Annotated in this window: 23 protein-coding genes; 17 read left to right on the top strand and 6 right to left on the bottom strand. The window is 66.2% G+C overall.

The window, feature by feature from the left end; all coding sequences use genetic code 11:
• A partial coding sequence (locus tag JHC57_RS09445) for an aldo/keto reductase (RefSeq protein WP_294029746.1) occupies positions 1 to 342 on the bottom strand: 342 nt, incomplete at its 3' end.
• Positions 339 to 1,592 carry a cation:dicarboxylase symporter family transporter gene (locus JHC57_RS09440; protein ID WP_294029745.1) on the bottom strand — a complete coding sequence of 418 codons (1,254 nt, stop codon included), beginning with the start codon at positions 1,590 to 1,592 and terminating at the stop codon, positions 339 to 341. The genes JHC57_RS09440 and JHC57_RS09445, both read right to left, overlap by 4 nt.
• A 174-nt stretch (positions 1,593 to 1,766) precedes the next feature.
• Between JHC57_RS09440 and glmM the strand changes: the two genes are divergently transcribed.
• The 7 genes from glmM (at position 1,767) to folP (ending at position 8,475) form a co-directional block, all read left to right on the top strand.
• Positions 1,767 to 3,104 carry a phosphoglucosamine mutase gene (glmM, locus tag JHC57_RS09435; protein WP_294029744.1) on the top strand — a complete coding sequence of 446 codons (1,338 nt, stop codon included), beginning with the start codon at positions 1,767 to 1,769 and terminating at the stop codon, positions 3,102 to 3,104.
• Between the two features lie 37 nt (positions 3,105 to 3,141).
• Positions 3,142 to 3,366: a DUF1272 domain-containing protein gene (locus tag JHC57_RS09430; protein WP_037510600.1), complete on the top strand. Its 225-nt coding sequence runs from the start codon at positions 3,142 to 3,144 to the stop codon at positions 3,364 to 3,366.
• Entirely contained in the window at positions 3,363 to 4,517 is a 1,155-nt protein-coding gene (gene thiD / locus JHC57_RS09425; RefSeq protein WP_294029743.1) for a bifunctional hydroxymethylpyrimidine kinase/phosphomethylpyrimidine kinase, read from the top strand. Before JHC57_RS09430 ends, thiD begins: the two co-directional genes overlap by 4 nt.
• The gene (locus JHC57_RS09420; RefSeq protein ID WP_294029748.1) at positions 4,514 to 5,071 is read left to right on the top strand and encodes a ribonuclease HII; all 558 of its coding nucleotides are present in this window, start codon (positions 4,514 to 4,516) and stop codon (positions 5,069 to 5,071) included. Before thiD ends, JHC57_RS09420 begins: the two co-directional genes overlap by 4 nt.
• A 29-nt stretch (positions 5,072 to 5,100) precedes the next feature.
• A complete protein-coding gene (locus JHC57_RS09415) occupies positions 5,101 to 5,997 on the top strand; it encodes an oxidoreductase (RefSeq protein ID WP_294029742.1) in 897 nt (298 codons plus the stop codon).
• A gap of 208 nt (positions 5,998 to 6,205) precedes the next feature.
• Positions 6,206 to 7,345 carry a site-specific DNA-methyltransferase gene (locus JHC57_RS09410; protein ID WP_294029741.1) on the top strand — a complete coding sequence of 380 codons (1,140 nt, stop codon included), beginning with the start codon at positions 6,206 to 6,208 and terminating at the stop codon, positions 7,343 to 7,345.
• On the top strand, positions 7,345 to 8,475 hold the full coding sequence (gene folP / locus JHC57_RS09405; protein WP_294029740.1) for a dihydropteroate synthase: 1,131 nt from the start codon (positions 7,345 to 7,347) through the stop codon (positions 8,473 to 8,475). Before JHC57_RS09410 ends, folP begins: the two co-directional genes overlap by 1 nt.
• Here folP and JHC57_RS09400 read toward each other — a convergent pair.
• The 3 genes from JHC57_RS09400 to JHC57_RS09390 form a co-directional block, all read right to left on the bottom strand.
• Positions 8,472 to 8,816 carry a metalloregulator ArsR/SmtB family transcription factor gene (locus JHC57_RS09400; RefSeq protein WP_294029739.1) on the bottom strand — a complete coding sequence of 115 codons (345 nt, stop codon included), beginning with the start codon at positions 8,814 to 8,816 and terminating at the stop codon, positions 8,472 to 8,474. The genes folP and JHC57_RS09400 overlap by 4 nt on opposite strands.
• On the bottom strand, positions 8,813 to 9,469 hold the full coding sequence (locus JHC57_RS09395) for an SRPBCC family protein (RefSeq protein WP_294029738.1): 657 nt from the start codon (positions 9,467 to 9,469) through the stop codon (positions 8,813 to 8,815). Before JHC57_RS09395 ends, JHC57_RS09400 begins: the two co-directional genes overlap by 4 nt.
• Before the next feature lie 87 nt (positions 9,470 to 9,556).
• Positions 9,557 to 10,987 carry a sigma-54 dependent transcriptional regulator gene (locus tag JHC57_RS09390; RefSeq protein ID WP_294029737.1) on the bottom strand — a complete coding sequence of 477 codons (1,431 nt, stop codon included), beginning with the start codon at positions 10,985 to 10,987 and terminating at the stop codon, positions 9,557 to 9,559.
• 250 nt (positions 10,988 to 11,237) lie between these two features.
• Between JHC57_RS09390 and JHC57_RS09385 the strand changes: the two genes are divergently transcribed.
• The 8 genes from JHC57_RS09385 (at position 11,238) to JHC57_RS09350 (ending at position 17,024) form a co-directional block, all read left to right on the top strand.
• Entirely contained in the window at positions 11,238 to 11,360 is a 123-nt protein-coding gene (locus tag JHC57_RS09385; RefSeq protein WP_294029736.1) for an aa3-type cytochrome c oxidase subunit IV, read from the top strand.
• Positions 11,361 to 11,372: 12 nt separating this feature from the next.
• Positions 11,373 to 12,494, top strand: a complete 1,122-nt coding sequence (locus JHC57_RS09380) for an NAD(P) transhydrogenase subunit alpha (protein WP_294029735.1) — start codon at positions 11,373 to 11,375, stop codon at positions 12,492 to 12,494.
• 4 nt (positions 12,495 to 12,498) lie between these two features.
• Complete coding sequence (locus JHC57_RS09375; protein WP_294029734.1) at positions 12,499 to 12,864, top strand: PH domain-containing protein; 366 nt, start codon at positions 12,499 to 12,501, stop codon at positions 12,862 to 12,864.
• A gap of 108 nt (positions 12,865 to 12,972) precedes the next feature.
• Positions 12,973 to 13,599: a fasciclin domain-containing protein gene (locus JHC57_RS09370; RefSeq protein ID WP_294029733.1), complete on the top strand. Its 627-nt coding sequence runs from the start codon at positions 12,973 to 12,975 to the stop codon at positions 13,597 to 13,599.
• A gap of 41 nt (positions 13,600 to 13,640) precedes the next feature.
• Entirely contained in the window at positions 13,641 to 14,231 is a 591-nt protein-coding gene (locus JHC57_RS09365; protein ID WP_294029732.1) for a fasciclin domain-containing protein, read from the top strand.
• 165 nt (positions 14,232 to 14,396) lie between these two features.
• Positions 14,397 to 14,678, top strand: coding sequence for a proton-translocating transhydrogenase family protein (locus JHC57_RS09360; protein ID WP_294029747.1), 282 nt, complete (start codon positions 14,397 to 14,399; stop codon positions 14,676 to 14,678).
• 1 nt (position 14,679) lies between these two features.
• Positions 14,680 to 16,191, top strand: a complete 1,512-nt coding sequence (locus JHC57_RS09355; RefSeq protein WP_294029731.1) for an NAD(P)(+) transhydrogenase (Re/Si-specific) subunit beta — start codon at positions 14,680 to 14,682, stop codon at positions 16,189 to 16,191.
• Positions 16,192 to 16,328: 137 nt separating this feature from the next.
• A complete protein-coding gene (locus JHC57_RS09350) occupies positions 16,329 to 17,024 on the top strand; it encodes an amino acid racemase (protein ID WP_294029730.1) in 696 nt (231 codons plus the stop codon).
• Positions 17,025 to 17,057: 33 nt separating this feature from the next.
• On the opposite strand, the gene JHC57_RS09345 is transcribed toward JHC57_RS09350, so the two are convergent.
• Positions 17,058 to 17,471, bottom strand: coding sequence for a DUF2147 domain-containing protein (locus tag JHC57_RS09345; RefSeq protein ID WP_294029729.1), 414 nt, complete (start codon positions 17,469 to 17,471; stop codon positions 17,058 to 17,060).
• Between the two features lie 96 nt (positions 17,472 to 17,567).
• Here JHC57_RS09345 and JHC57_RS09340 point away from each other — a divergent pair, with 96 nt between their 5' ends.
• Positions 17,568 to 18,785 carry a parallel beta-helix domain-containing protein gene (locus JHC57_RS09340; protein WP_294029728.1) on the top strand — a complete coding sequence of 406 codons (1,218 nt, stop codon included), beginning with the start codon at positions 17,568 to 17,570 and terminating at the stop codon, positions 18,783 to 18,785.
• The gene (locus JHC57_RS09335; protein WP_294029727.1) at positions 18,782 to 19,810 is read left to right on the top strand and encodes an SO2930 family diheme c-type cytochrome; all 1,029 of its coding nucleotides are present in this window, start codon (positions 18,782 to 18,784) and stop codon (positions 19,808 to 19,810) included. The genes JHC57_RS09340 and JHC57_RS09335 overlap by 4 nt, the downstream gene beginning before the upstream one ends.
• Position 19,811 lies beyond the last annotated feature (1 nt).

The raw sequence follows: 19,811 nt of genomic DNA, 5'->3' as shown, positions 1-19,811 counted from the left end.
CTGCAGCGAGCCTTCGCACGCGGCGCGGGCGTTGGCGGGCGAGCCGTCGACGCCGGTGATCTGCTTGCCCTCGAACCTGAAACCGAACTTGGTCGCGATGACGAGGCCATCGCGCTTGCCCCGGATCGCCTCGCCGAGCAATTCCTCGTTGCTGAACGGGCCATAGATCTGGGCGGTGTCGAAGAAGGTGACGCCAAGGTCGATCGCGCGGTGGATCGTGCGCGTCGATTCGCCCAAATCGGCGGCCTCGCCATAGAGGATGTTGCCGCCCTTGATCATCGGCATGCAGCCGATGCCGATCGCGGACACTTCGAGGCCGTGGCCGAGCTTGCGATATTTCATGATGCGACTCCTGCGGGGGAACCATCCTCTTCTACACCATCGGCGGCATATTTGGTGGCGGCGACGTCGCCGATGACATTGCCGAGCGTGCGGAAGATATCGGGAAAGGTCTCGACCGCCACGAGCAGGCCGAGCGGCGCGACGGGAACGCCCATCGACACCGCGATCGGCGCGATCGAGGTCACGAAGCTGATCGAACCGGGCAGGCTGACCGACGACAGCGCCGCCGCCATCGCGACGAGCAGGCCGACCGCCATTTCCCATGGCGTCAGCTCGACTCCGAACAGCCAGGCGACATAGACGACGACGGCAAGATTCATCGCCGGGCTGGTGAAGCGGAAAAGCGCGACCGCCAGCGGCAGGACGACGTCGGCCTTCTTGGGGTCGACGCCGAGTTCCTCGGACGATTTCAGCATCGCGGGCAGGCTGGCGAGCGAGCTTTGCGTGCTGATCGCGACCGCGAGCGTCGGCACCATCGCGCGGACGAAGCGCGGGAGCGGAATGCCGACGACGAGCCATGCGAGCAGCAGCCCGAGCAGGATGCAGCTGGTGCCGATGGCCGACAGGATCAATACATAATGGATGAGACCGCCGAACGCCGCGACCCCCGCCTTGACCGCGAGCGCATAGCCCAATGCGAAGACGCCGATCGGCGCGAGCGCGAGCACCCAGCCGATGACGATCAGCATCGCGTCGCCCAGCGCCTTGAACAGGCCTGACAGCGTCGCGCGCTGCACGGGCTCCAGCCTGGTGATCGCGAAGGCGAAGATGGTGGTGAAGACGATCAGCGGCAGGATGGCTGTTTCGGCGGCGGCGGCGATCGGATTCGTCGGGACCAGCGAGAGCAGGAAGTCGCCGAAGGTGGGCGAGGGGCCGGCCTCCGCCGAACCGCCGAGCCCGTGGCGGAGCGCCTCGGCGGCGCCGGGCGACAGCGGGAAGAGCCGGAGCAGCAGCGGCGCGAGGAGCAGGGTCATCAGGCCCGACAGGGAAATCGCGCCGAGGAAGGTCATCACCGCGCGGAAGGCGAGTTTCCCCGCGCGTGCGGCATCGGCGGTCGCGGTGATGCCGGTGATCAGCAGCGCGACGACGAGCGGGACGATCGTCATCTTGAGCGCGTTGAGCCAGAGCAGCCCGATCGGTTCGATCCAGGGAAGCGAAGCGGTTCCGGCGGCGGGCGAGGCCAGTTCGACCCCGATCCCCAGAAGCATGCCGGCGACGAGCGCCGAGAGAATGAACCAAGCGGATTTCAAAGCGGATTCTCCCGGCGTTTCTTCTGGCCTGCTTGCCAAGCAAAATTGGGTGACTTAGAGCATCTCCCGGAAGAAACGGGAACCGGTTTTTGGGCCGGGAAATGCTCCGCGGGGGCCATCCCGTGGGAAGCCGGGGCAGGCTTTGCGGCCACCGGATTAGGTAGCAGAGGGAACATGCGCAAGTTTTTCGGAACCGACGGGATTCGCGGCCTGACCAACCGGGCCCCGATGACGGCGGAAGTCGCGATGCGCGTCGGCATGGCGGCGGGCGCGCATTTCCTGCGCGGCGACCACAAGCACCGCGTCGTGATCGGCAAGGACACGCGATTGTCGGGCTATATGCTCGAGAACGCGCTGGTCGCGGGCTTCACCAGCGTCGGCATGGATGTGGTGCAGGTCGGTCCGATGCCGACGCCCGCGATCGCGATGCTGACGCGCTCGATGCGTGCCGACCTCGGCGTGATGATCTCGGCCAGCCACAATCCCTATCAGGATAACGGCATCAAGCTGTTCGGCCCCGACGGCTATAAATTGTCGGACGAGGACGAGGCGCAGATCGAGCATCTGCTGGCCGAGCAGCCGAAGCTCGCCGAAGCGGCGCATATCGGACGCGCCAAGCGCATCGATGACGCGCGCGGCCGCTATATCCACGCCGTGAAGCAGAGCCTGCCCGAATCGGTCCGCCTCGACGGACTGCGCATCGTGCTCGATTGCGCCAACGGCGCCGCCTACAACAGCGCGCCGACAGTGTTCTGGGAGCTCGGCGCCGACGTCGTCGCGATCGGCGTCACGCCCAACGGCACCAACATCAACGACAAATGCGGATCGACCGCGCCCGCGCTGCTGCAGGAAACCGTCGTCGCGAGCGGCGCCGATATCGGCATCGCACTCGACGGCGACGCCGACCGGCTGATCGTCGTCGACGAAAAGGGCCGGGTGATCGACGGCGACCAGATCATGGGGCTGATCGGCGCGAGCTGGGCGCGGCAGGGGCGGCTGAAGGGCGGCGGCGTCGTCGCGACGGTGATGTCGAACCTCGGCCTCGAACGCTTCCTCGAAGGTGAAGGGCTGCGGCTCGAACGCGCGAAGGTCGGCGATCGCTATGTCCTCGAAAGGATGAGGGAGGGCGGCTTCAACGTCGGCGGCGAACAGTCGGGGCACATGATCCTGTCGGACCATGCGACGACCGGCGACGGCACGCTCGCGGCGTTGCAGGTGCTGGCCGAGCTCGTTGCGGGCGGCAAGCCCGCGAGCGATCTGCTGCATCGGTTCGACCCGGTGCCGCAGCTTCTGAAAAATGTCCGCTTTTCGGGCGGCAAACCGCTCGAGGACCGGCATGTCATTGCGGCGATTGCCGAGGGCGAGGCAACGCTCAACGGTCGCGGCCGCCTCGTCATCCGTCCGTCGGGCACCGAACCCCTGATCCGCGTGATGGCCGAGGGCGACGATGCCGGACAGGTCGAGCAGGTTGTCGACATGATCTGCGACGCGGTGCGCGCCGCGGCCGCCTGAACCCATCCTGATTTCTGAAAACTGAAAGAGACTGATCATGCTTGAAATGCGACCCGATTGCGAAAAGTGCGGCCGCGACCTGCCGGCAAACCTTCACGGCGCCTTCATCTGCTCGTTCGAATGCACCTTCTGCGCGAACTGCGCCGACAAGCTGGACGAGATTTGCCCCAATTGCGGCGGCGACCTGCTCGATCGCCCTTTGCGTGAAGGCGCGGCGCTCGCCAAATTCCCCGCTTCGACGGAGCGAAAGCATAAGGGGTGACCGCGCGCGTCCTGATCATCGCCGGCTCGGACAGCGGCGGCGGTGCGGGCATCCAGGCCGACATCAAGGCGGTCACGATGCTCGGCGGCCATGCCATGACCGCGATCACCGCGATCACCGCCCAGAATACGCTCGGCGTGCAGGCGATGCATCCGGTCCCGACCGATATGGTGCTCGCGCAGATCGATAGCGTCGCGGCGGATATCGGCGTCGATGCGGTCAAGATCGGCATGATCGGCAGCGCCGAAACCGCCGCGGCGGTGGCGGAACGACTGTCGCAGCCCGACCTCGCGCAGGCGGCGCTTGTGTTCGATCCGGTGATGGTCGCGACGAGCGGATCGGTGCTGGCCGATGACGGGACGATCGCGGCGTTCAAGGCGCTTCTCGACCGCGCGGTGGTCGCGACGCCGAACCTGCCCGAACTCGACGCGCTCGGCGGCGAGGAAGCGGTGCTCGCGCACGGCTGCTCGCTGCTCGTCAAGGGCGGGCATGCCGAGGGCGCGACGGTGACCGACCGGTTACTCGAGACCGGCGAGGGCGAGGTCGCGCGCTGGGAGGCGCCGCGTATCGACACGCCGCACAGCCACGGTACCGGCTGCACGCTGGCGAGCGCGATCGCGACGGGGCTGGCGCAGGGCATGCCGCTCGAACCCGCGATCGCGCGCGCGCGCGATTTCGTGCGGCTGTCGCTGCTCGATGCACCGGGGCTGGGGCAGGGGCATGGCCCGATGGGCCAGCAGTTCGTGCGCAACGACGGGCTGTTTACGGGCCCCGCGCTCAACCAGATCACCTTGCCCGCGAACGATTATTCGGTGTCGGTCGCTTTCTATAAACAGATGGGTCTGAAGCAGATCGTCGATAGTCCGGACAATGGCTATGCCCGCTTCGAGGCCGCGAACGGCGTGACGCTGTCGATCCATGTTGACGAAAGCGCCGGCGACGGCTCGGCGGGCGGCGCGACGGCCTATCTCGAAAGCGGTGCGCTCGACGCGTGGGTCGCCTATCTCGCACGGCGCGGGGTACGGTTCGACCAGATGCCCAAGGACGAGGACTGGGGCTGGCGCGAGGCGCGGCTGACCGATCCTGCGGGCAATCGCCTCTGCCTTTATCAGGCGGCCGAATATCGGCGCTATCCGCCGTGGCGCATCTGACGATCGTCGGAGTGGACGAGGCCGGGCGCGGGCCGCTCGCGGGGCCGGTGGTCGCGGCGGCCGTGCTGCTTTGCGAAGGCGGGATCGCCGGGCTCGACGACAGCAAGAAACTGACGGCGAAGCGGCGCGGCGAGCTGGAGATCGAGATCAAGGCGCGCTGCCGCTGGGGCGTCGGCGAGGCGAGCGTTGCCGAGATCGACCGGATCAACATCCTGCAGGCGACCTTCCTCGCGATGACGCGCGCGGTCGAGGCGCTGGGCTTCGAACCGCACGAGGTGCTCGTCGACGGCAACCGCCTGCCCAAATGGCGCTATACGGCGACCGCGATCATCGGCGGCGACGCGCTGCATCCCTGCATCTCGGCGGCGAGCATCATCGCGAAGGAGCATCGCGACCGCTTCATGGTCGCCGCGGCGCGCGATTATCCCGGCTTCGGCTGGGAAACCAACATGGGTTATGGTACCGCTCAGCATCTCGCGGCGCTGCGGCGGCACGGCCCGACGCCGCATCATCGGACCAGTTTTGCCCCGGTCGCGCAAATGCAGCTGGTCTGAAGCCCGAAAGCCAAAAGGGGGGAAAGGCGATGAGCAGGGGATTTACGGCCGACGACGTGTCGGCCCAGACCGGCCGCACTTTCCTTGTCACCGGTGCCAACGCCGGGATCGGCTTCGAGACCGCGAAGGTGCTGGCGGCGCGGGGCGCGCATGTGATCCTCGCCTGCCGCGACGAGACCAGAGCCGAGATCGCGATGAACCGCATCCGGGTCGACGTCCCGAAGGCCGAGCTGTCGTTCCAGCCGCTCGATCTTGCCGATCTCGATCAGGTGCGCGACGCGGCGAACGCGATGCTTGCCGGACCGCGGATCGATGTGCTGATCAACAATGCGGGGGTGATGATCCCGCCCAGGACGCTGACGAGGCAGGGATATGAGCTGCAGTTCGGGGTCAATCATCTCGGCACGTTCGCGCTCACCGGCCTCATCCATCCCCATGTCGACGACCGCATCGTGATCACGGGCAGCATCGCGCACCGCAACGGAGCGATGGACTATAGCGATCTGTCGGCGGTGCGCAGCTATCACAACTGGGCGCGCTACCAGATGAGCAAGCTCGCGAACCTGCTCCATATGTTCGAACTCGACCGGCGATTGAGCGCCGCCGGGCGCGCAACGCAGGCGATCGGATGCCATCCGGGGGTCGCGCTCACCGAACTGACGCGGCACCTGCCGCTGCCGCTGCGCACGATGACGCCGCTTGCCGGACCGTTCTTCAACAGCGCGGCGCAGGGGGCGTGGCCGACCTTGCAGGCGGCGACGGGCGCGCGGGTGCAGGGCGGCGACTATCTGGGGCCGCAGGGGCTCGGCGAGATATCGGGGCGGTCGGGACCGGCGCGCGCGACGCGCACCGCGCGCGACCCGAAGCTGGCGCGCGAGCTTTGGCAGCGCTCGATCGAACTGACCGGGGTCGATCCGGGACTTTGACGAAATTTTTTTGGTGGGTGAGTCCTCGCCGCCACACCACCAGTGGTTGAGTCCGCGATTCGCCGACGACTCCATATGCTGTGTCAGACTCCTTTCGTTCTCATCGCGTTAACCAGTTGGTCACGCGGAATCCCTAGAGTCCTGCGCTTGACGGCGGACTCCGCCTGACTCATCAGGGCCTTCTTTCAGTCGAAGACAGGGGCGAAACATGGGTGTGATGGAACGGGTCAAGGCGCCGGCGACGAAGCAGCGGACGCCGAAAGTCGACCCCGCGGACCTGCCGCTCGACAGCATCTTACAGGGCGATTGCGTCGAGATGATGCGCTCGCTGCCGGCCGCATCGGTCGACATGATCTTCGCCGACCCGCCGTACAACCTCCAGCTCGGCGGCGACCTGCTCCGCCCCGACGGCAGCCAGGTCGATGCGGTCGACGACGACTGGGACAAGTTCGACAGCCTCGCGACCTACGACCGCTTCACCCATGCGTGGCTCAAGGAAGCGAAGCGCATCCTGAAACCGAACGGCAGCATCTGGGTGATCGGCAGCTATCACAATATCTTCCGCGTCGGCACCGCGCTGCAGGACAATGGATACTGGATCCTCAACGACATCGTGTGGCGCAAGGCGAACCCGATGCCGAACTTCAAGGGCACGCGCTTCACCAACGCGCACGAGACGCTGATCTGGGCGTCGATGGGCGAGAAGTCGCGCTATACCTTCAACTATCGCGCGATGAAGACGCTGAACGACGAGCTCCAGATGCGCAGCGACTGGCTGATCCCGATCTGCGGCGGGCAGGAACGGCTCAAGAAGGGCGGCACCAAGGTCCACCCGACGCAAAAACCCGAAGCCTTGCTCTATCGCATCCTGCTCGCCTGCTCGAACCCCGGCGACGTGATCCTCGATCCATTTTTCGGGACGGGGACGACGGGCGCGGTCGCGAAGCGCCTCGGCCGGCATTTCATCGGCATCGAGCGCGAGGATGATTATATCGCCGCCGCGAACGAGCGCATCGAAATGGCGCTGCCGCTCGACGAAAGCGCGGTGAAGACGATGATGGCGCCGAAGGCCGCGACGCGCGTCGCCTTCGGCACGCTCGTCGAATGCGGAATGATCGCGCCGGGGACGGTGCTGACCGATACGAAGCGCCGCTGGAAGGCGAAGGTGCGCGTCGACGGCAGCCTCGAATGCGAGGGCCAGCCCGCAGGGTCGATCCACAAGGTCGGCGCGGGCGTTCAGGGCGCGCCGAGCTGCAATGGCTGGACGTTCTGGCATGTCGATACGGGCAAGGAACTGCGCGTGATCGACGCGGTGCGGCAGGACTGGCTGCTCGCCAACGAGGCCTGATGTTCCAGCCGCTGGCCAAAGCCGACTTCGGCAAGACGTGGGAGGATGCGCGCATCTACCTGCGTCCGGCCTGCTTCGTCGACCGGCCGCACGAGCTGGGCGACGATTGCCTGCGCATCGCCGATACGCTGGTCTGGTTCGCGGCGTGGCACGTCAGCCTGCGCGACGATGATATGGTCAAATCGGCAGTCGTGCCGGTTCCCGAGCTTGACGGCTGGATCGCGGCGATGCCCGACCGGCTGGCGGAAGCGGCAAGCGCTCAGCGCGCGGGCGTGATCCGGCCGCGCGGCAATCTGCAGCTCGGCGAGCGGACGATCCGGCTGAACGAGCCGCAGCTGATGGGCATTCTGAACGTCACGCCCGACAGCTTCTCCGACGGCGGCAAGCATGTCGACGCGGTGGCCGCGGCCGAGGCCGGTTTCGCGATGGGCGCGGCCGGGGCGGCGATCATCGACGTCGGCGGCGAATCGACGCGCCCCGGCGCGCCGCTGATCTGGGACGGCGACGAAATCCAGCGTGTCGAGGGCGTCGTTTCGGCGCTGGCGAAAGGCGGGGTGGCGGTGTCGATCGACACGCGCAAGGCCGCGGTGATGGAGGCGGCGCTCGCCGCGGGGGCGCGGATCGTCAACGATATTTCGGCGCTGCGCTACGACGACCGCGCGATGGATGTGGTCGTGCAGGCCGGATGCCCGGTGGTGCTGATGCACGCGCCGTCGGCGAAGAGCGATCCGCACGAGGGCGGCGCTTATGCGCACGTCCTGTTCGACGTCCATGACATGCTCGCCGAACGCGTCGCGGCGTGCATTGCCGCCGGGGTCGATCCGGCGAGGATCATCGTCGATCCGGGACTCGGTTTCGGCAAGGGCGTCGGTGACAATCTGGCGCTGATCAACGGGCTCGCGCTGTTTCACACATTGGGCTGTCCGGTGCTGTTCGGTGCGAGCCGCAAGCGGATGATCGGGGCGCTCGACAATGAAGCGGCGGCCGACCAGCGGCTCGGCGGTACGGTCGCGCTGCACTATCAGGCGGCGACGCAGGGCGCGCAGCTGCTCCGCGTTCACGACATCGCGGAAAACCGGCAGGCGCTGCGCGTCTGGCGCGGGCTGCGCGACGCGGCGCTGACCGCCTAGCCTTCTTCTTCCAGCCGCCGCTGGCGCTTGCCCCGCGCAACCTCGGTCGCGAGCGCCTCGAAGCGAGGTTCCCAGGTGCGGCGGAAGCGCTGAACCCACGCGTCGATCTCGTCGAAGCGTTCGGGCGCGACCGCATAGAGCCGCCGCCGCCCGTCGGCCTGCGACGTCGCGAAGCCGCTGTCACGCAGCACGCGCAGATGCTGCGACACCGCGGGCTGCGAGATGGCGAACTCGGCGGCGATGACCTCGACGATCTCGCCCGACGCGCGCTGCCCGTCGGCGAGCAGTTCCAATATGCGGCGGCGGACCGGATCGCCGAGGACGTCGAAAGCGTGCATCATTCGGATGCGGCGGCGCCGGTGTAAAAGGCGGTCGTGTCGGCGCCCGCGCGGTTCGCGGCCTCTTCGGCGGTACCATAGGCGATCGACGCCGCGGTCCACGCTTCGCTGCTCGATGTCGCGAAGGCCTTGCCTTCATCGCTCAGCGGCCAGGTTTCCTCGGCGAAGCGTTCCTGCACCGCCTCGCCGGTTTCGAGATGCCAGGCGAGGCCGAGCAGCGAGAGGTCCCAGCCGACCCCCACCGCGCCGGGGCCGAAGCGGTCCCAGAATTCCTCCGATTTGTCGTCGAGCGGCGCGATATGCCTGAGCGTGAGGCGCGTGTTGTCGTCGCCAGTCTCGGCCAGCTCGACCTCGACCCAGCTGATCCCGCCGCCGAATTCCCAGGTGAGGGCGAAGCTTTTGGGTGGCTCGCACGCGGTAACGGTGCCGCCGGCATTGCCCTTGATCTGATATTTGCCGCCGAGGCTGAGGTCGCCTTCGACCGGCGCGAACCAGCGCGGGATACGCGCCTTGTCGGTGATGGCGTTCCACAGATCGTCGATATCGGTCGGATAGTCGCGCGAGGCGACGACGACGCGCGCGGGCTGGTCCGCGTGAGTGGTGTCCTCGACCTTGCGGATGACGAGGGCGGCGTGGGCGATGGTATCGAACGGCATGACGATTCTCCCGATTGATGTCGGGGCGAATATATAAGTCAAAACTTATATATCAAGCATGCTCGGCTCGACCAGGTGAGAAGGGCGTCAGGCGGCGGTGTCGATCCCGAGATCGCTGAGCTTGCGATAGAGCGTCGAGCGGCCGATGCCGAGACGGCGCGCGACCTCGCTCATGCGGCCGCGATAATGGCCGATCGCGAGGCGGATGACGTCGGCCTCGATCTCCTCGAGCGGACGCAGATTGCCGTCGGGGAGGTAGAGGGTGACGCCGATCGCTTCGCCGTTGATCGCGACGTCGCTGTCGCTGTTCACGCCGCCGCCCAGCGCGGCCTCGATCGCTCGGAAATCGGCGCTGGTCAGGACATCGGTCTTGCTTTCGACCGCGGCGCGGAACAGCACGTCCTGCAGCTGGCGGACATTGCCCGGCCAGGCATAGGCGGCGAGCAGACGCAAAGCGTCGTCGGTGACGCCGATCGGTCCCATGCCCGGCAGCCCGCCGATGCGTGCGAGCAGGTGGCGCGCGAGCGGACCGACGTCGCCGCGGCGCTCCGAGAGCGAGGGCAGGGTGAATTGCGCGCTCGACAGTGCGTAGAAAAGATCCTCGCGGAAGTGGCCCGCCTCGATCAGCTTGTCGAGCGGGCTCGCGCTCGTCGCGATGATGCGGACGTCGACGCTCTGGCGAATCGAACCGCCGATCATCTGCACTTCGCCGGTGTTCAGGAATTCGACGAGCTTCGCCTGCGTTTCGAGCGGGATGCACTCGACATGGTCGATGATGATGCTGCCGCCGTCGGCCTGGACGAGGCGGCCGATCTGCCGGTCGAACGCACCCGGGAAGGCGCCGCGCTCGTGGCCGAAGAGGCCCGAGCCGATCAGGCCCGGCGAGACCGCCGAGCAGTCGACCATCACGAGCTGGCCGCGCGCGCGCGGGCTCGCGCTGTGGATCGCGCGGGCGAACACCTCCTTGCCGGTGCCGGGCCTGCCGTTGATCATCACCGGCACGCGCGCGCGCGCCGCCTTGGCGGCGATCGCGAGCGCACTGCGGAAATTGGGGCTCGACCCGATGATTTCCTCGAACGCCAGCGGCGCGCGCAGTTTCTCGGTCAGCGGGCGAAGCTCGCCCTGCGGCCCCCCGGTCGACACGACGCGGTCGAGCGCTTCGAGAAGGCGATCGGGTGCGATGGGTTTCTGGACGAAATCGCTGGCGCCGGCGCGCATGGCGCTGACCGCGACCTCGACCCCGTTGCGCATCGTGACGACCACGAGCGGCAGCGCGGGGCGCCAGCGGCGGAGTTCGCCGACGAATTCGGAAATATCCATGCCCGGCGCGCCCTGGTCGACGAGCACCGCGTCGAGCGCCATGCCTTCCTGCGTGCCGAGCTTGGCGAGTGCGGTGTCGGTGTCGGGCGCGATGACGCTGCGCCAGCCGCCGCGCGACACGAGCGCGGCCAGAAAGCGCTGCTGGGCAGGCTCGCTGTCGACGATCATCACCATTCGCGTGTCGCGCGTGTTCGTCATCGTTTCGAATCTGCCCCCTGAACCGACATTGCTATGGGTTTGTTCTGCTGAGGGGATCATGACTATCCGATAGGGGTAAAGGGGCTATTAAGGGCATTCGTCTTTTCCCGCGGCGAAGTCTAGGGTCCCGTGCCACCCAAACCGCACTTGAGCATCGCGGGGCGCGTGGCTAAGACCGGCGCGATAACCGATTCTGGGCGCCGCGCTGTGCGTTCGCGCACAGGAAGCGGCGGCAAAAAGGGGAAAAGCGATGGCACAGCAGGAAATGAAGGCAGCGAACGAAACCTATGCGGGTTTCCTCAGCCTGCTGAAAGTCGGGTCGATCATCACCGCGGTGGTCACCGTCTGCGTCGTCCTCCTCATCGCCTCCTGACCGGCTTCGCGCATGCGCATCGCCGTCCTGAAGGAACTCGCCCCGGGCGAGACCCGCGTCGCCGCGACTCCCGAAACCGTGAAGAAATTCATGGGGCTGGGCGCCGAACTTGCCATCGAGTCGGGGGCGGGTGAAGCGGCCTCGATCGCCGACGCCGATTATAGCGCGGCGGGCGCGAGCGTCGGCAACCGCGCGGACGTGCTGAAGGGCGCGAACATCATTCTCGGTATTCAGGGACCCGATCCCGCAAGCCTGTCGGGATTCGCCGACGGCGCCTGGCTCGCGGCGGGGCTCAATCCGTTCGGCGAGCGTGCCCGGGTCGACGATTATGCGAAGCTCGGGCTCGAAGCGCTGGCGATGGAGTTCATGCCGCGCATCACGCGCGCGCAGTCGATGGACATTCTTTCCAGCCAGGCGAATCTCGCGGGTTACAAGGCGGTGCTGATGGCGGCGAACGCCTATGGCCGCGCCTTTCCGATGATGATGACCGCCGCGGGTACGGTGAGCGCCGCCAAGGCGTTCGTGATGGGCGTCGGCGTCGCGGGGCTGCAGGCGATCGCGACCGCGCGCCGTCTCGGCGCACAGGTCAGCGCGACCGATGTGCGCGCCGCGACCAAGGAACAGATTCTCAGCCTCGGCGCCAAGCCGATCTTCGTCGAGAGCGTCGCGGGGATCGAGGGCGAGGGCACGGGCGGCTATGCCACCGAAATGTCCGACGAGTACAAGGCGGCGCAGGCCGAGCTCGTCTCGTCGCATATCGCCAGGCAGGATATCGTCATCACCACCGCGCTGATCCCGGGGCGCCCCGCGCCGCGGCTGATTTCGGACGCGCAGCTCGCGACGATGCGCAGCGGCAGCGTGATCGTCGACATGGCGGCCGAAAGCGGCGGCAATGTCGAGGGTTCGGTGTCGGGCGAAGCGAAGAAGATCCACGGCGTCACCGTGATCGGCGCGAAGAATATCGCCGCACTGATGCCCGCCGATACGAGCGCGCTGTTCAGCCGCAACCTCTTCAACTTCCTCTCGGCCTTCTGGGACAAGGAGGCGGGCAAGCCCGTGCTCGACGAGGAAATCGGCGGCGCCGTGCGGCTGACGCAGGGCGGCAAGGTCGTCAACGAACGGCTGCTGGGGTAGGTCGATGGGTCTGTTCAGTGCCGGGGATATCGACGTCGCCGGCGCGCAGGCCGAGTTTCAGGCGTGGCTGATCGAGGGCGAACGCGTGCTCGCGGCGTTCCGGACGATCCGCGACACGGTGCTGCTGACGAACCTCCGCTTCATCTTCGTCGACGTGCAGGGCCTCACGGGATCGAAGAAGGATTTCCAGAGCGTCCCGTGGCGGTCGGTCACGCGTTTCTCGTTCGAAACCGCCGGAACCTTCGACCTCGATGCCGATATGAAAGTGTGGGTTTCGGGCGCCGCGATGCCGCTCGAGGTCAAGATCTCGCGCAAGAGCGATCCGCAGAGAATCCAGCAATTGATGGCGCAATTGATCGTCGGTCGCTGACGGAAAGCGAAAAAATGGCCGATTTCGGCCTTTTCATGAAACCTCCTTTGGTTACTATGCGTTCAGGGTTTCCCTAACCCTGACTTTGAACCAGTTGGAGAATGATTGATGTCGTCTGCGAAGATTTTCGCCACTCCCCTCCTTGTGCTCGCCACGCTGTCGCCCGTTTACGCGCAGGAAACCCCTCCGGCCGAAACTGCGGCCACGGCCGAAGCCGAAGTCGCCGCCGATGCCGCGGCGCCCGCTGAAGCCGCTGCTCCTGCAGCCCCCGCGGCCCCGGCGCAGCCGACCGGCATCGCGCTCGAAATCGGCGCCAAGCCCGACCACAAGACGCTCGCCAACGCGCTGACCACGGCCGGTGTTTCGGAAAAGCTCGCCGGCCAGCCCTTCACCATCTTCGCCCCGACCGACCAGGCCTTCGCCGCGGTGCCGCAGTCGATGACCGACTGGCTGATGAACCCGAACAACACCGAATCGCTCGCGAAGGTGCTGACCTATCATGTCGTTCCGGGCCGGGTGACCGCCGAGGACCTCTATGCGAAGATCAAGGCCGGCGGCGGCAAGGCGACGCTCGCCACCGTCGAGGGCGAAACGCTGACCTTCACCGAGGTACAGGGCAACATCAAGGTCGACGGCACGCAGGGCAGCAGTGGCTTCATCACGCAGCCCGACGTCGAGCAGTCGAACGGTAACATTCACGTCATCAACGGCGTGTTGATGCCGACGCTCGGCTGACGATTCGCGCCGCCGCGGTCGTCATATTGAAGGACGAGAATATGAGGAATCTCCTGATTTTGACGGCCGCGGCGGCCGCGCTCGCGCTGTCGGCCTGCGGCAAGAGCGAGACGCCGACCGAGACCACGACGGTCGCCGGTGGCGAAACCGCTACGCCCGCGGCGCCGTCGGCGATGCTCGCGAGCGGCACGATCGCCGCCAATCTGGCGGCCTCGCCCGACCACAAGTCGCTCGCCGCGGCGATCACGCAGGCCGGGCTTGCGCAGACGCTGTCGGGGGTCGGGCCGTTCACCGTATTTGCGCCGACCGACGCCGGTTTTTCCCAGGTTCCGCCGGTGACGCGCGACGGCTGGATGCGCCCGGCGCAGAAGGCTGTGCTCGCTGCCGTGATCAACTATCATGTGATTCCGGGCAAGCTCACCGCGGCCGACCTTGCCGCGAAGATCGCCGAAGGCGGCGGCAAAGCGGTGCTCAAGACCGCCGACGGGCAGGATCTGACCGTGACCGGGAGCGGCGATGCCATCCTGCTTACCAGCAGCAGCGGCAACAAGGCGACGGTGACGCAGGCCGACCTCGCCCAGTCGAACGGCATCGTCCACGTCGTCGACGCGGTGCTCGTCCCGAAAATGTAAAAAACAGTGCCGGCTGATCCGGCACAGCGATATTTTATGTCGCAAAGCGCCCGCATTTCCCGCCTTGGGGAATGCGGGCGCCGCTTTTTGCCCGCTTTGGAGTCGACACACCCCGCGGGGCGCGGCAAGAGGTGCGCGAAACGGAATCAGCAGGGGAGCGAGCCCGTGGATTTTATCGCGATTTTTTCGATTTTCGTCCTGGCCTGCTTTGTCGGCTATTTCGTCGTCTGGTCGGTGACCCCGGCGCTGCACACGCCGCTGATGAGCGTCACCAACGCCATTTCGTCGGTTATCATCGTCGGCGCGCTGATCGCCAGCGCCGCTGCGGGTTCGGCCACGTCGAAATGGCTCGGGCTTGCCGCGGTCGTGATGGCCAGCATCAATATTTTCGGCGGCTTTGCGGTTACTGCGCGCATGCTGGCGATGTACAAGAAGAAGGAGCGCTGAGATGGAATTTCAGTCGATCCTTTCCGCCGCGACCGGCGGGCATGGCGCGGTAAATCCCTGGGCGGCGGTCGCCTATCTGGTAGCGGGCGTCCTGTTCATCCTCTCGCTCCGCGGCCTTTCCAGCCCGGCGACGGCGCAGAGCGGCAACCGCTTCGGCATGATCGGCATGACGATCGCGGTCGTCACCACGCTGCTGACGCATATGCCGATGCGATCGGAAGCATCGCCTCAGGGCAATCCCCACGATTTGATGGTGGACTGGATTTCCCTGACTGAAATCCTCGCGGCGATCAGCATCGGTGCCGTGATCGGTATCGTCATGGCGCGCAAGATCGCGATGACCGCGATGCCGCAGCTCGTCGCGGCGTTCCACAGCCTTGTCGGCCTTGCCGCGGTCGCTGTTGCGGCGGCCGCCTATCTCAATCCCGTCGCCTTCGGAATCGCGGACGCGGCGGGGCAGATCCATGTCGTCAGCCGCGTCGAAATGGGCCTCGGCATCGCGATCGGCGCGATCACCTTCTCGGGCTCGGTCATCGCCTTCCTCAAGCTCAACGGCAATATGTCGGGCTCGCCGATCATGCTGCCGGGGCGCCACATCATCAACCTCGGCACGCTCGCCGCGATCGTCGCGCTGACCGCCTATTTCACCCAGGACCAGTCGCCGTGGGTGTTCTGGACGATCACCGGGCTCAGCTTCGCGATCGGTTTCCTGCTGATCATCCCGATCGGCGGCGCCGACATGCCCGTCGTCGTGTCGATGCTCAACAGCTATTCGGGCTGGGCCGCGGCGGCGATGGGCTTCACGCTCGGCAACACCGCGATGATCATCACCGGCGCGCTCGTCGGCTCGTCGGGTGCGATCCTGTCGTACATCATGTGCCGCGCGATGAACCGCAGCTTCATCAGTGTGATCGCGGGCGGCTTCGGTGCTGACGATTCGGGCGGCGGTGCGGGCGGTTCGAAGGAACAGCGCCCGTGGAAACCGGGCAGCGCCGAGGACGCCGCCTTCCTGATGAGCCAGGCCGAAAATGTCATCATCGTCCCCGGCTACGGCATGGCGGTTGCGCAGGCGCAGCATGCGCTCCGCGAAATGGCCGACCAGCTCAAGAAGGAAGGCGTCAACGTCAAATATGCGATCCACCCGGTCGCGGGACGTATGCCGGGCCATATGAACGTGCTGCTCGCCGAGGCGAATGTGCCCTATGACGAGGTGTTCGAGCTCGAAGACATCAACGGCGAATTCGCGCAGTGCGACGTCGCCTTTGTGATCGGCGCGAACGACGTGACCAACCCGGCGGCAAAGACCGACAAGACGTCGCCGATCTACGGCATGCCCGTGCTCGACGTCGAAAAGGCGAAGACCGTGCTGTTCGTGAAGCGTTCGATGGGCGGGGTGGGCTATGCCGGCGTCGACAACGACGTCTTCTATATGGACAATACGATGATGCTGCTCGGCGACGCCAAGAAGATGGCCGACGACATCGTCAAGGCCCTCAGCGGCAGCGGGCACTGAGGAGCGAAGCGGCGGCGGGCGCTGACGCCTTGCCGCAAAGTTTCGCTCGCGGCCTTGCCCGCGGGCGCCACTTTATCTAGCGATAGGCAGGACCGGGCCGGGAACGACCCGGTCCTGTCGTATTCCGGAGGACCATCTTGCGCAAAATCGGCCTGATCGGGGGAATGAGCTGGGCATCGACCGAGCTCTATTACCGCCATCTCAACAAGGGGGTGCAAAAGCGCCTCGGCACTGCCTGTTCGGCGCCGATCCTGATGGAGAGCCTCAACTATTGCGAGCTGTCGCGGATCACCACGCCCGAACAATGGGCGCATGCGAAGGAGGTGCTGATCGCCTCGGCGCAGCGGCTCGAGGCGGCGGGTGCCACCGCGCTGATGATCGCGGCCAATTCGATGCACAAGGTCGCCGAGGATATCGCCGCGGCGATCTCGATCCCGATCCTGCATATCGTCGACGAGACCGGCGAGAAGATGAAGGCCGACGGGATCCGGTCGGCGGCCGTAATCGGCACGCGCAATGTGATGACCGAACCCTGGTTCCGTCAGCGGCTGGTTCGCCACGGGCTGACGCTGGCGCCCTATGACGCGAGCCGCGCCGACGAGATCGACCGGATCATCTATGAGGAGCTGATGCTCGGCAAGGCGAACGAAAGCTCGCGCCGGACGATGAAGACCTTCATCACCGACATTGCCAAGCAGGATGTGCAGGCGATCGTGCTCGCCTGCACCGAGCTGGTGATGCTGGTCGATACCGACGCCAATGTGCTGCCGATCTACGACACCACGCGGATTCACGTCGCGGCGGGCGTCGACTGGATTCTGGGCGAGGGGTGATCCTCTCCCCTCCCGCCCGGGAAGGGTGACGATCTACGCCACCCGCGTCCAGGTGACCGTGCGGCAGAACACCGATACGCAGCCTTTCATCGTCAGCTTGTTGCCCTTCACGCGCAGATGCGCGGTGTAATAGCGGCCGTCTTCCGGGCTGTAGCCCTCGCCTTTCCAGCCTTCGCCGTGCGGTACGAGGTCCCAGTATATCTGCAGCCCCTCGACCTTGCGACTGCGCTTCGCCTTGTCGGGGTTGCGCTCGTCGCGCTGGCCGCCTGCGGGTTCCTTGATGAGCAGTTCGGCGATCCGGCCGCACATCCTGGTACCGCACGGAGCCATGGCGACGATGCCCTTGCCGTCGTCGGTCTTCCAGCGTCCCGTCAGCGACGCGGGTGCCACCGCCGACGACGGAACGACAATGAGGGCGGCAAGCGCCCACGCAAATCTGTGAATCAAGCGACCTCTCCCCGGTTAGCTACACATATGTCAGCAACATCGCTTGGCATGCGTCAAGTCTTGTACCATGCTCCCCGAAAATAAGGGGAGAGACATATGCGATTCCATGGTCTGCGCCACCACGCGGCGACGCTCTGCATCGTGGCGGCCCTTGCCGCCCATCCGGCGGCGGCGAAAGTGATCAGCGTCAGTGCGGCAACGCCCGACGCCAATGAAAAGCTGCAGGAGGCACTGATCCTCGCGCAGCCCGGCGATACGGTGCAGCTCGGCGCGGGCGTGTGGAAACTCACCGACGGGCTGTCGCTCGACGTCGCCAATGTGACGGTGCGCGGTGCCGGCGCGGGCGAGGGCGGTTCGATCCTCGACTTTACCGGACAGCAGGGCGCGGGCGAGGGGCTGCTCGTCACCTCCGACGACGTGTTCCTCACCGAATTCGCGGTGCTCAATACCAGGGGCGACGGGATCAAGTCGAAGGGCGCCGACCGCATCGTCTACCACAAGCTGCGCGTCGAATGGACCGCGGGACCGAAGGAAACCAACGGCGCGTACGGCATCTATCCGGTCGAAAGCAGCGATGTGCTGATCGACAGCGTCTATGTCCGCGGCGCATCGGATGCGGGCATCTATGTCGGCCAGTCGAAGAATATCGTCGTCCGCGATTCGGTCGCCACCGAGAATGTCGCGGGGATCGAGATCGAGAACAGCCATGACGCCGACGTTCACGACAATGTGGCGACGAAGAACACCGGCGGCATCCTCGTGTTCGACCTGCCCAGCCTGCCGATGCAGGGCGGGCACAATGTCCGCGTTTTCGAAAATGTCGTAAACGACAACAGCACCCCCAATTTCGCGCCCAAGGGCAATATCGTCGCGAGCGTGCCGACCGGCACCGGCGTGCTGATCATGGCGAACCGCAATGTCGAGATTTTCGACAATGTCTTCGACCGGAACGGCACCGCCAATGTGATGATCGTCGGCTATCGCTACGAACACAAGGACCCCAAATATCAGCCGCTGCCGAAGCAGATCGTCGTGCGCGACAACCAGCATGGCAAGGCGGGCTATGCGCCCCAATTCCCGGGCGGCGACATGATCGCCGCGGCGATGGGCGGCGCGATCCCGCCGGTGCTGTGGGACGGGGCGGGCGATGCGATCGTGCTCGACAAGGTCGGCGTGCTGTCGCTGAACCTGCCCGACGTGAAGACGCCGCAGAGCGAGGCGAAGCCCGCACCTGCCGACCTGTCGAAAGGCACGCCGCCCGCGGCGCTGCCGACGATCAAACTGCCCGATACGATGGAGGCGAAGGTCAAGTGAAGCGGGTATTGGCCGCGATCACCGCGGCATTATTATGTTCGAGCGGCGGCGCGGCCTTTGCGCCGCCGGGTGTCGATCAGGCTGTCGTCGAGAGCGACGCGATGCCCCCCAAATTGTCCGCGTTCGGCTTGTTCCGCGGTAACGACCCCGCGCAACCGGCGGCCGGCCTCAGCTATACGCTGCGCGCGCCGCTGTTCAGCGACTATACCGAGAAGCATCGTTTCATCTCGATCCCGGCGGGGAAGAAGGCGAAAGTCGCCGACGACGGGGTGATAGAATTTCCGGTCGGTACCGTACTGGTCAAAAGCTTCGGATGGAGCGACGTCAATAATGGCCGCCCGGTCGAGACGCGCCTCCTGATCCGCCGTGCGTCGGGCTGGACCGCGCTGCCCTACATCTGGGATGCCGACGGCAAGGATGCGACGCTGGCGCTCGGTGGCCGCCGCGTGCCGGTGAGCTTCAAGAGCCCCGACGGCGAGACGCACAGCATCCGCTACGCGGTGCCGAACAGGAACCAGTGCAAGGAATGCCACAGCCTGAACGGCGAGATCGTCCCGATCGGGCCGAAGGCGCGAAACTTCCTTCCCGACCCGGCGGCCTCCGACAAGCTGCGCGGCCTCTATTTCGAGAATCCGGCGGCACTCAAACCGGTGATGCCGCAATGGGACGATCCCGGATCGGGGAGCGTCACCGACCGCGCGCGTGCCTATCTCGACGTCAATTGCGCGCATTGCCACAACCCCGCGGGCAGCGCGTCGAACAGCGGGCTCTTCCTGCGCTGGACCGACGATCCGGCGGGCGTGAATTTCGGCGTCGGCAAGCGCCCCACCGCGGCGGGGCGCGGCAGCGGGGGCATGGACTTCGCGATCGCGCCCGGCGATCCCGACCACAGCTTCCTCATCTATCGCCTCGAAAGCACCGACCCCGGCATCGCGATGCCCGAGGTCGGACGCTCGACGGTGCACAGGGAGGGCGCGGCGCTGCTCAGGCAATGGATTGCGGAGATGCCCAAAGCGTCGCATTAGG

It is taken from the genome of Sphingopyxis sp. (assembly GCF_016463645.1).
In the GTDB taxonomy this organism is placed as follows: Bacteria; Pseudomonadota; Alphaproteobacteria; order Sphingomonadales; family Sphingomonadaceae; genus Sphingopyxis.
Note: the sequence above shows the minus strand (reverse complement) of the source record. Positions and strands in the feature narration are given on the sequence as shown.

Excerpts from the sequence above, each read along its gene's own strand:
- glmM (WP_294029744.1), top strand. The coding sequence starts at position 1,767 with ATGCGCAAGTTTTTCGGAACCGACGGGATTCGCGGCCTGACCAACCGG.
- JHC57_RS09430 (WP_037510600.1), top strand. The coding sequence starts at position 3,142 with ATGCTTGAAATGCGACCCGATTGCGAAAAGTGCGGCCGCGACCTGCCG.
- JHC57_RS09415 (WP_294029742.1), top strand. The coding sequence starts at position 5,101 with ATGAGCAGGGGATTTACGGCCGACGACGTGTCGGCCCAGACCGGCCGC.
- JHC57_RS09410 (WP_294029741.1), top strand. The coding sequence starts at position 6,206 with ATGGGTGTGATGGAACGGGTCAAGGCGCCGGCGACGAAGCAGCGGACG.
- folP (WP_294029740.1), top strand. The coding sequence starts at position 7,345 with ATGTTCCAGCCGCTGGCCAAAGCCGACTTCGGCAAGACGTGGGAGGAT.
- JHC57_RS09400 (WP_294029739.1), bottom strand. The coding sequence starts at position 8,816 with ATGATGCACGCTTTCGACGTCCTCGGCGATCCGGTCCGCCGCCGCATA.
- JHC57_RS09395 (WP_294029738.1), bottom strand. The coding sequence starts at position 9,469 with ATGCCGTTCGATACCATCGCCCACGCCGCCCTCGTCATCCGCAAGGTC.
- JHC57_RS09390 (WP_294029737.1), bottom strand. The coding sequence starts at position 10,987 with ATGACGAACACGCGCGACACGCGAATGGTGATGATCGTCGACAGCGAG.
- JHC57_RS09385 (WP_294029736.1), top strand. The coding sequence starts at position 11,238 with ATGGCACAGCAGGAAATGAAGGCAGCGAACGAAACCTATGCGGGTTTC.
- JHC57_RS09380 (WP_294029735.1), top strand. The coding sequence starts at position 11,373 with ATGCGCATCGCCGTCCTGAAGGAACTCGCCCCGGGCGAGACCCGCGTC.
- JHC57_RS09375 (WP_294029734.1), top strand. The coding sequence starts at position 12,499 with ATGGGTCTGTTCAGTGCCGGGGATATCGACGTCGCCGGCGCGCAGGCC.
- JHC57_RS09370 (WP_294029733.1), top strand. The coding sequence starts at position 12,973 with ATGTCGTCTGCGAAGATTTTCGCCACTCCCCTCCTTGTGCTCGCCACG.
- JHC57_RS09365 (WP_294029732.1), top strand. The coding sequence starts at position 13,641 with ATGAGGAATCTCCTGATTTTGACGGCCGCGGCGGCCGCGCTCGCGCTG.
- JHC57_RS09355 (WP_294029731.1), top strand. The coding sequence starts at position 14,680 with ATGGAATTTCAGTCGATCCTTTCCGCCGCGACCGGCGGGCATGGCGCG.
- JHC57_RS09340 (WP_294029728.1), top strand. The coding sequence starts at position 17,568 with ATGCGATTCCATGGTCTGCGCCACCACGCGGCGACGCTCTGCATCGTG.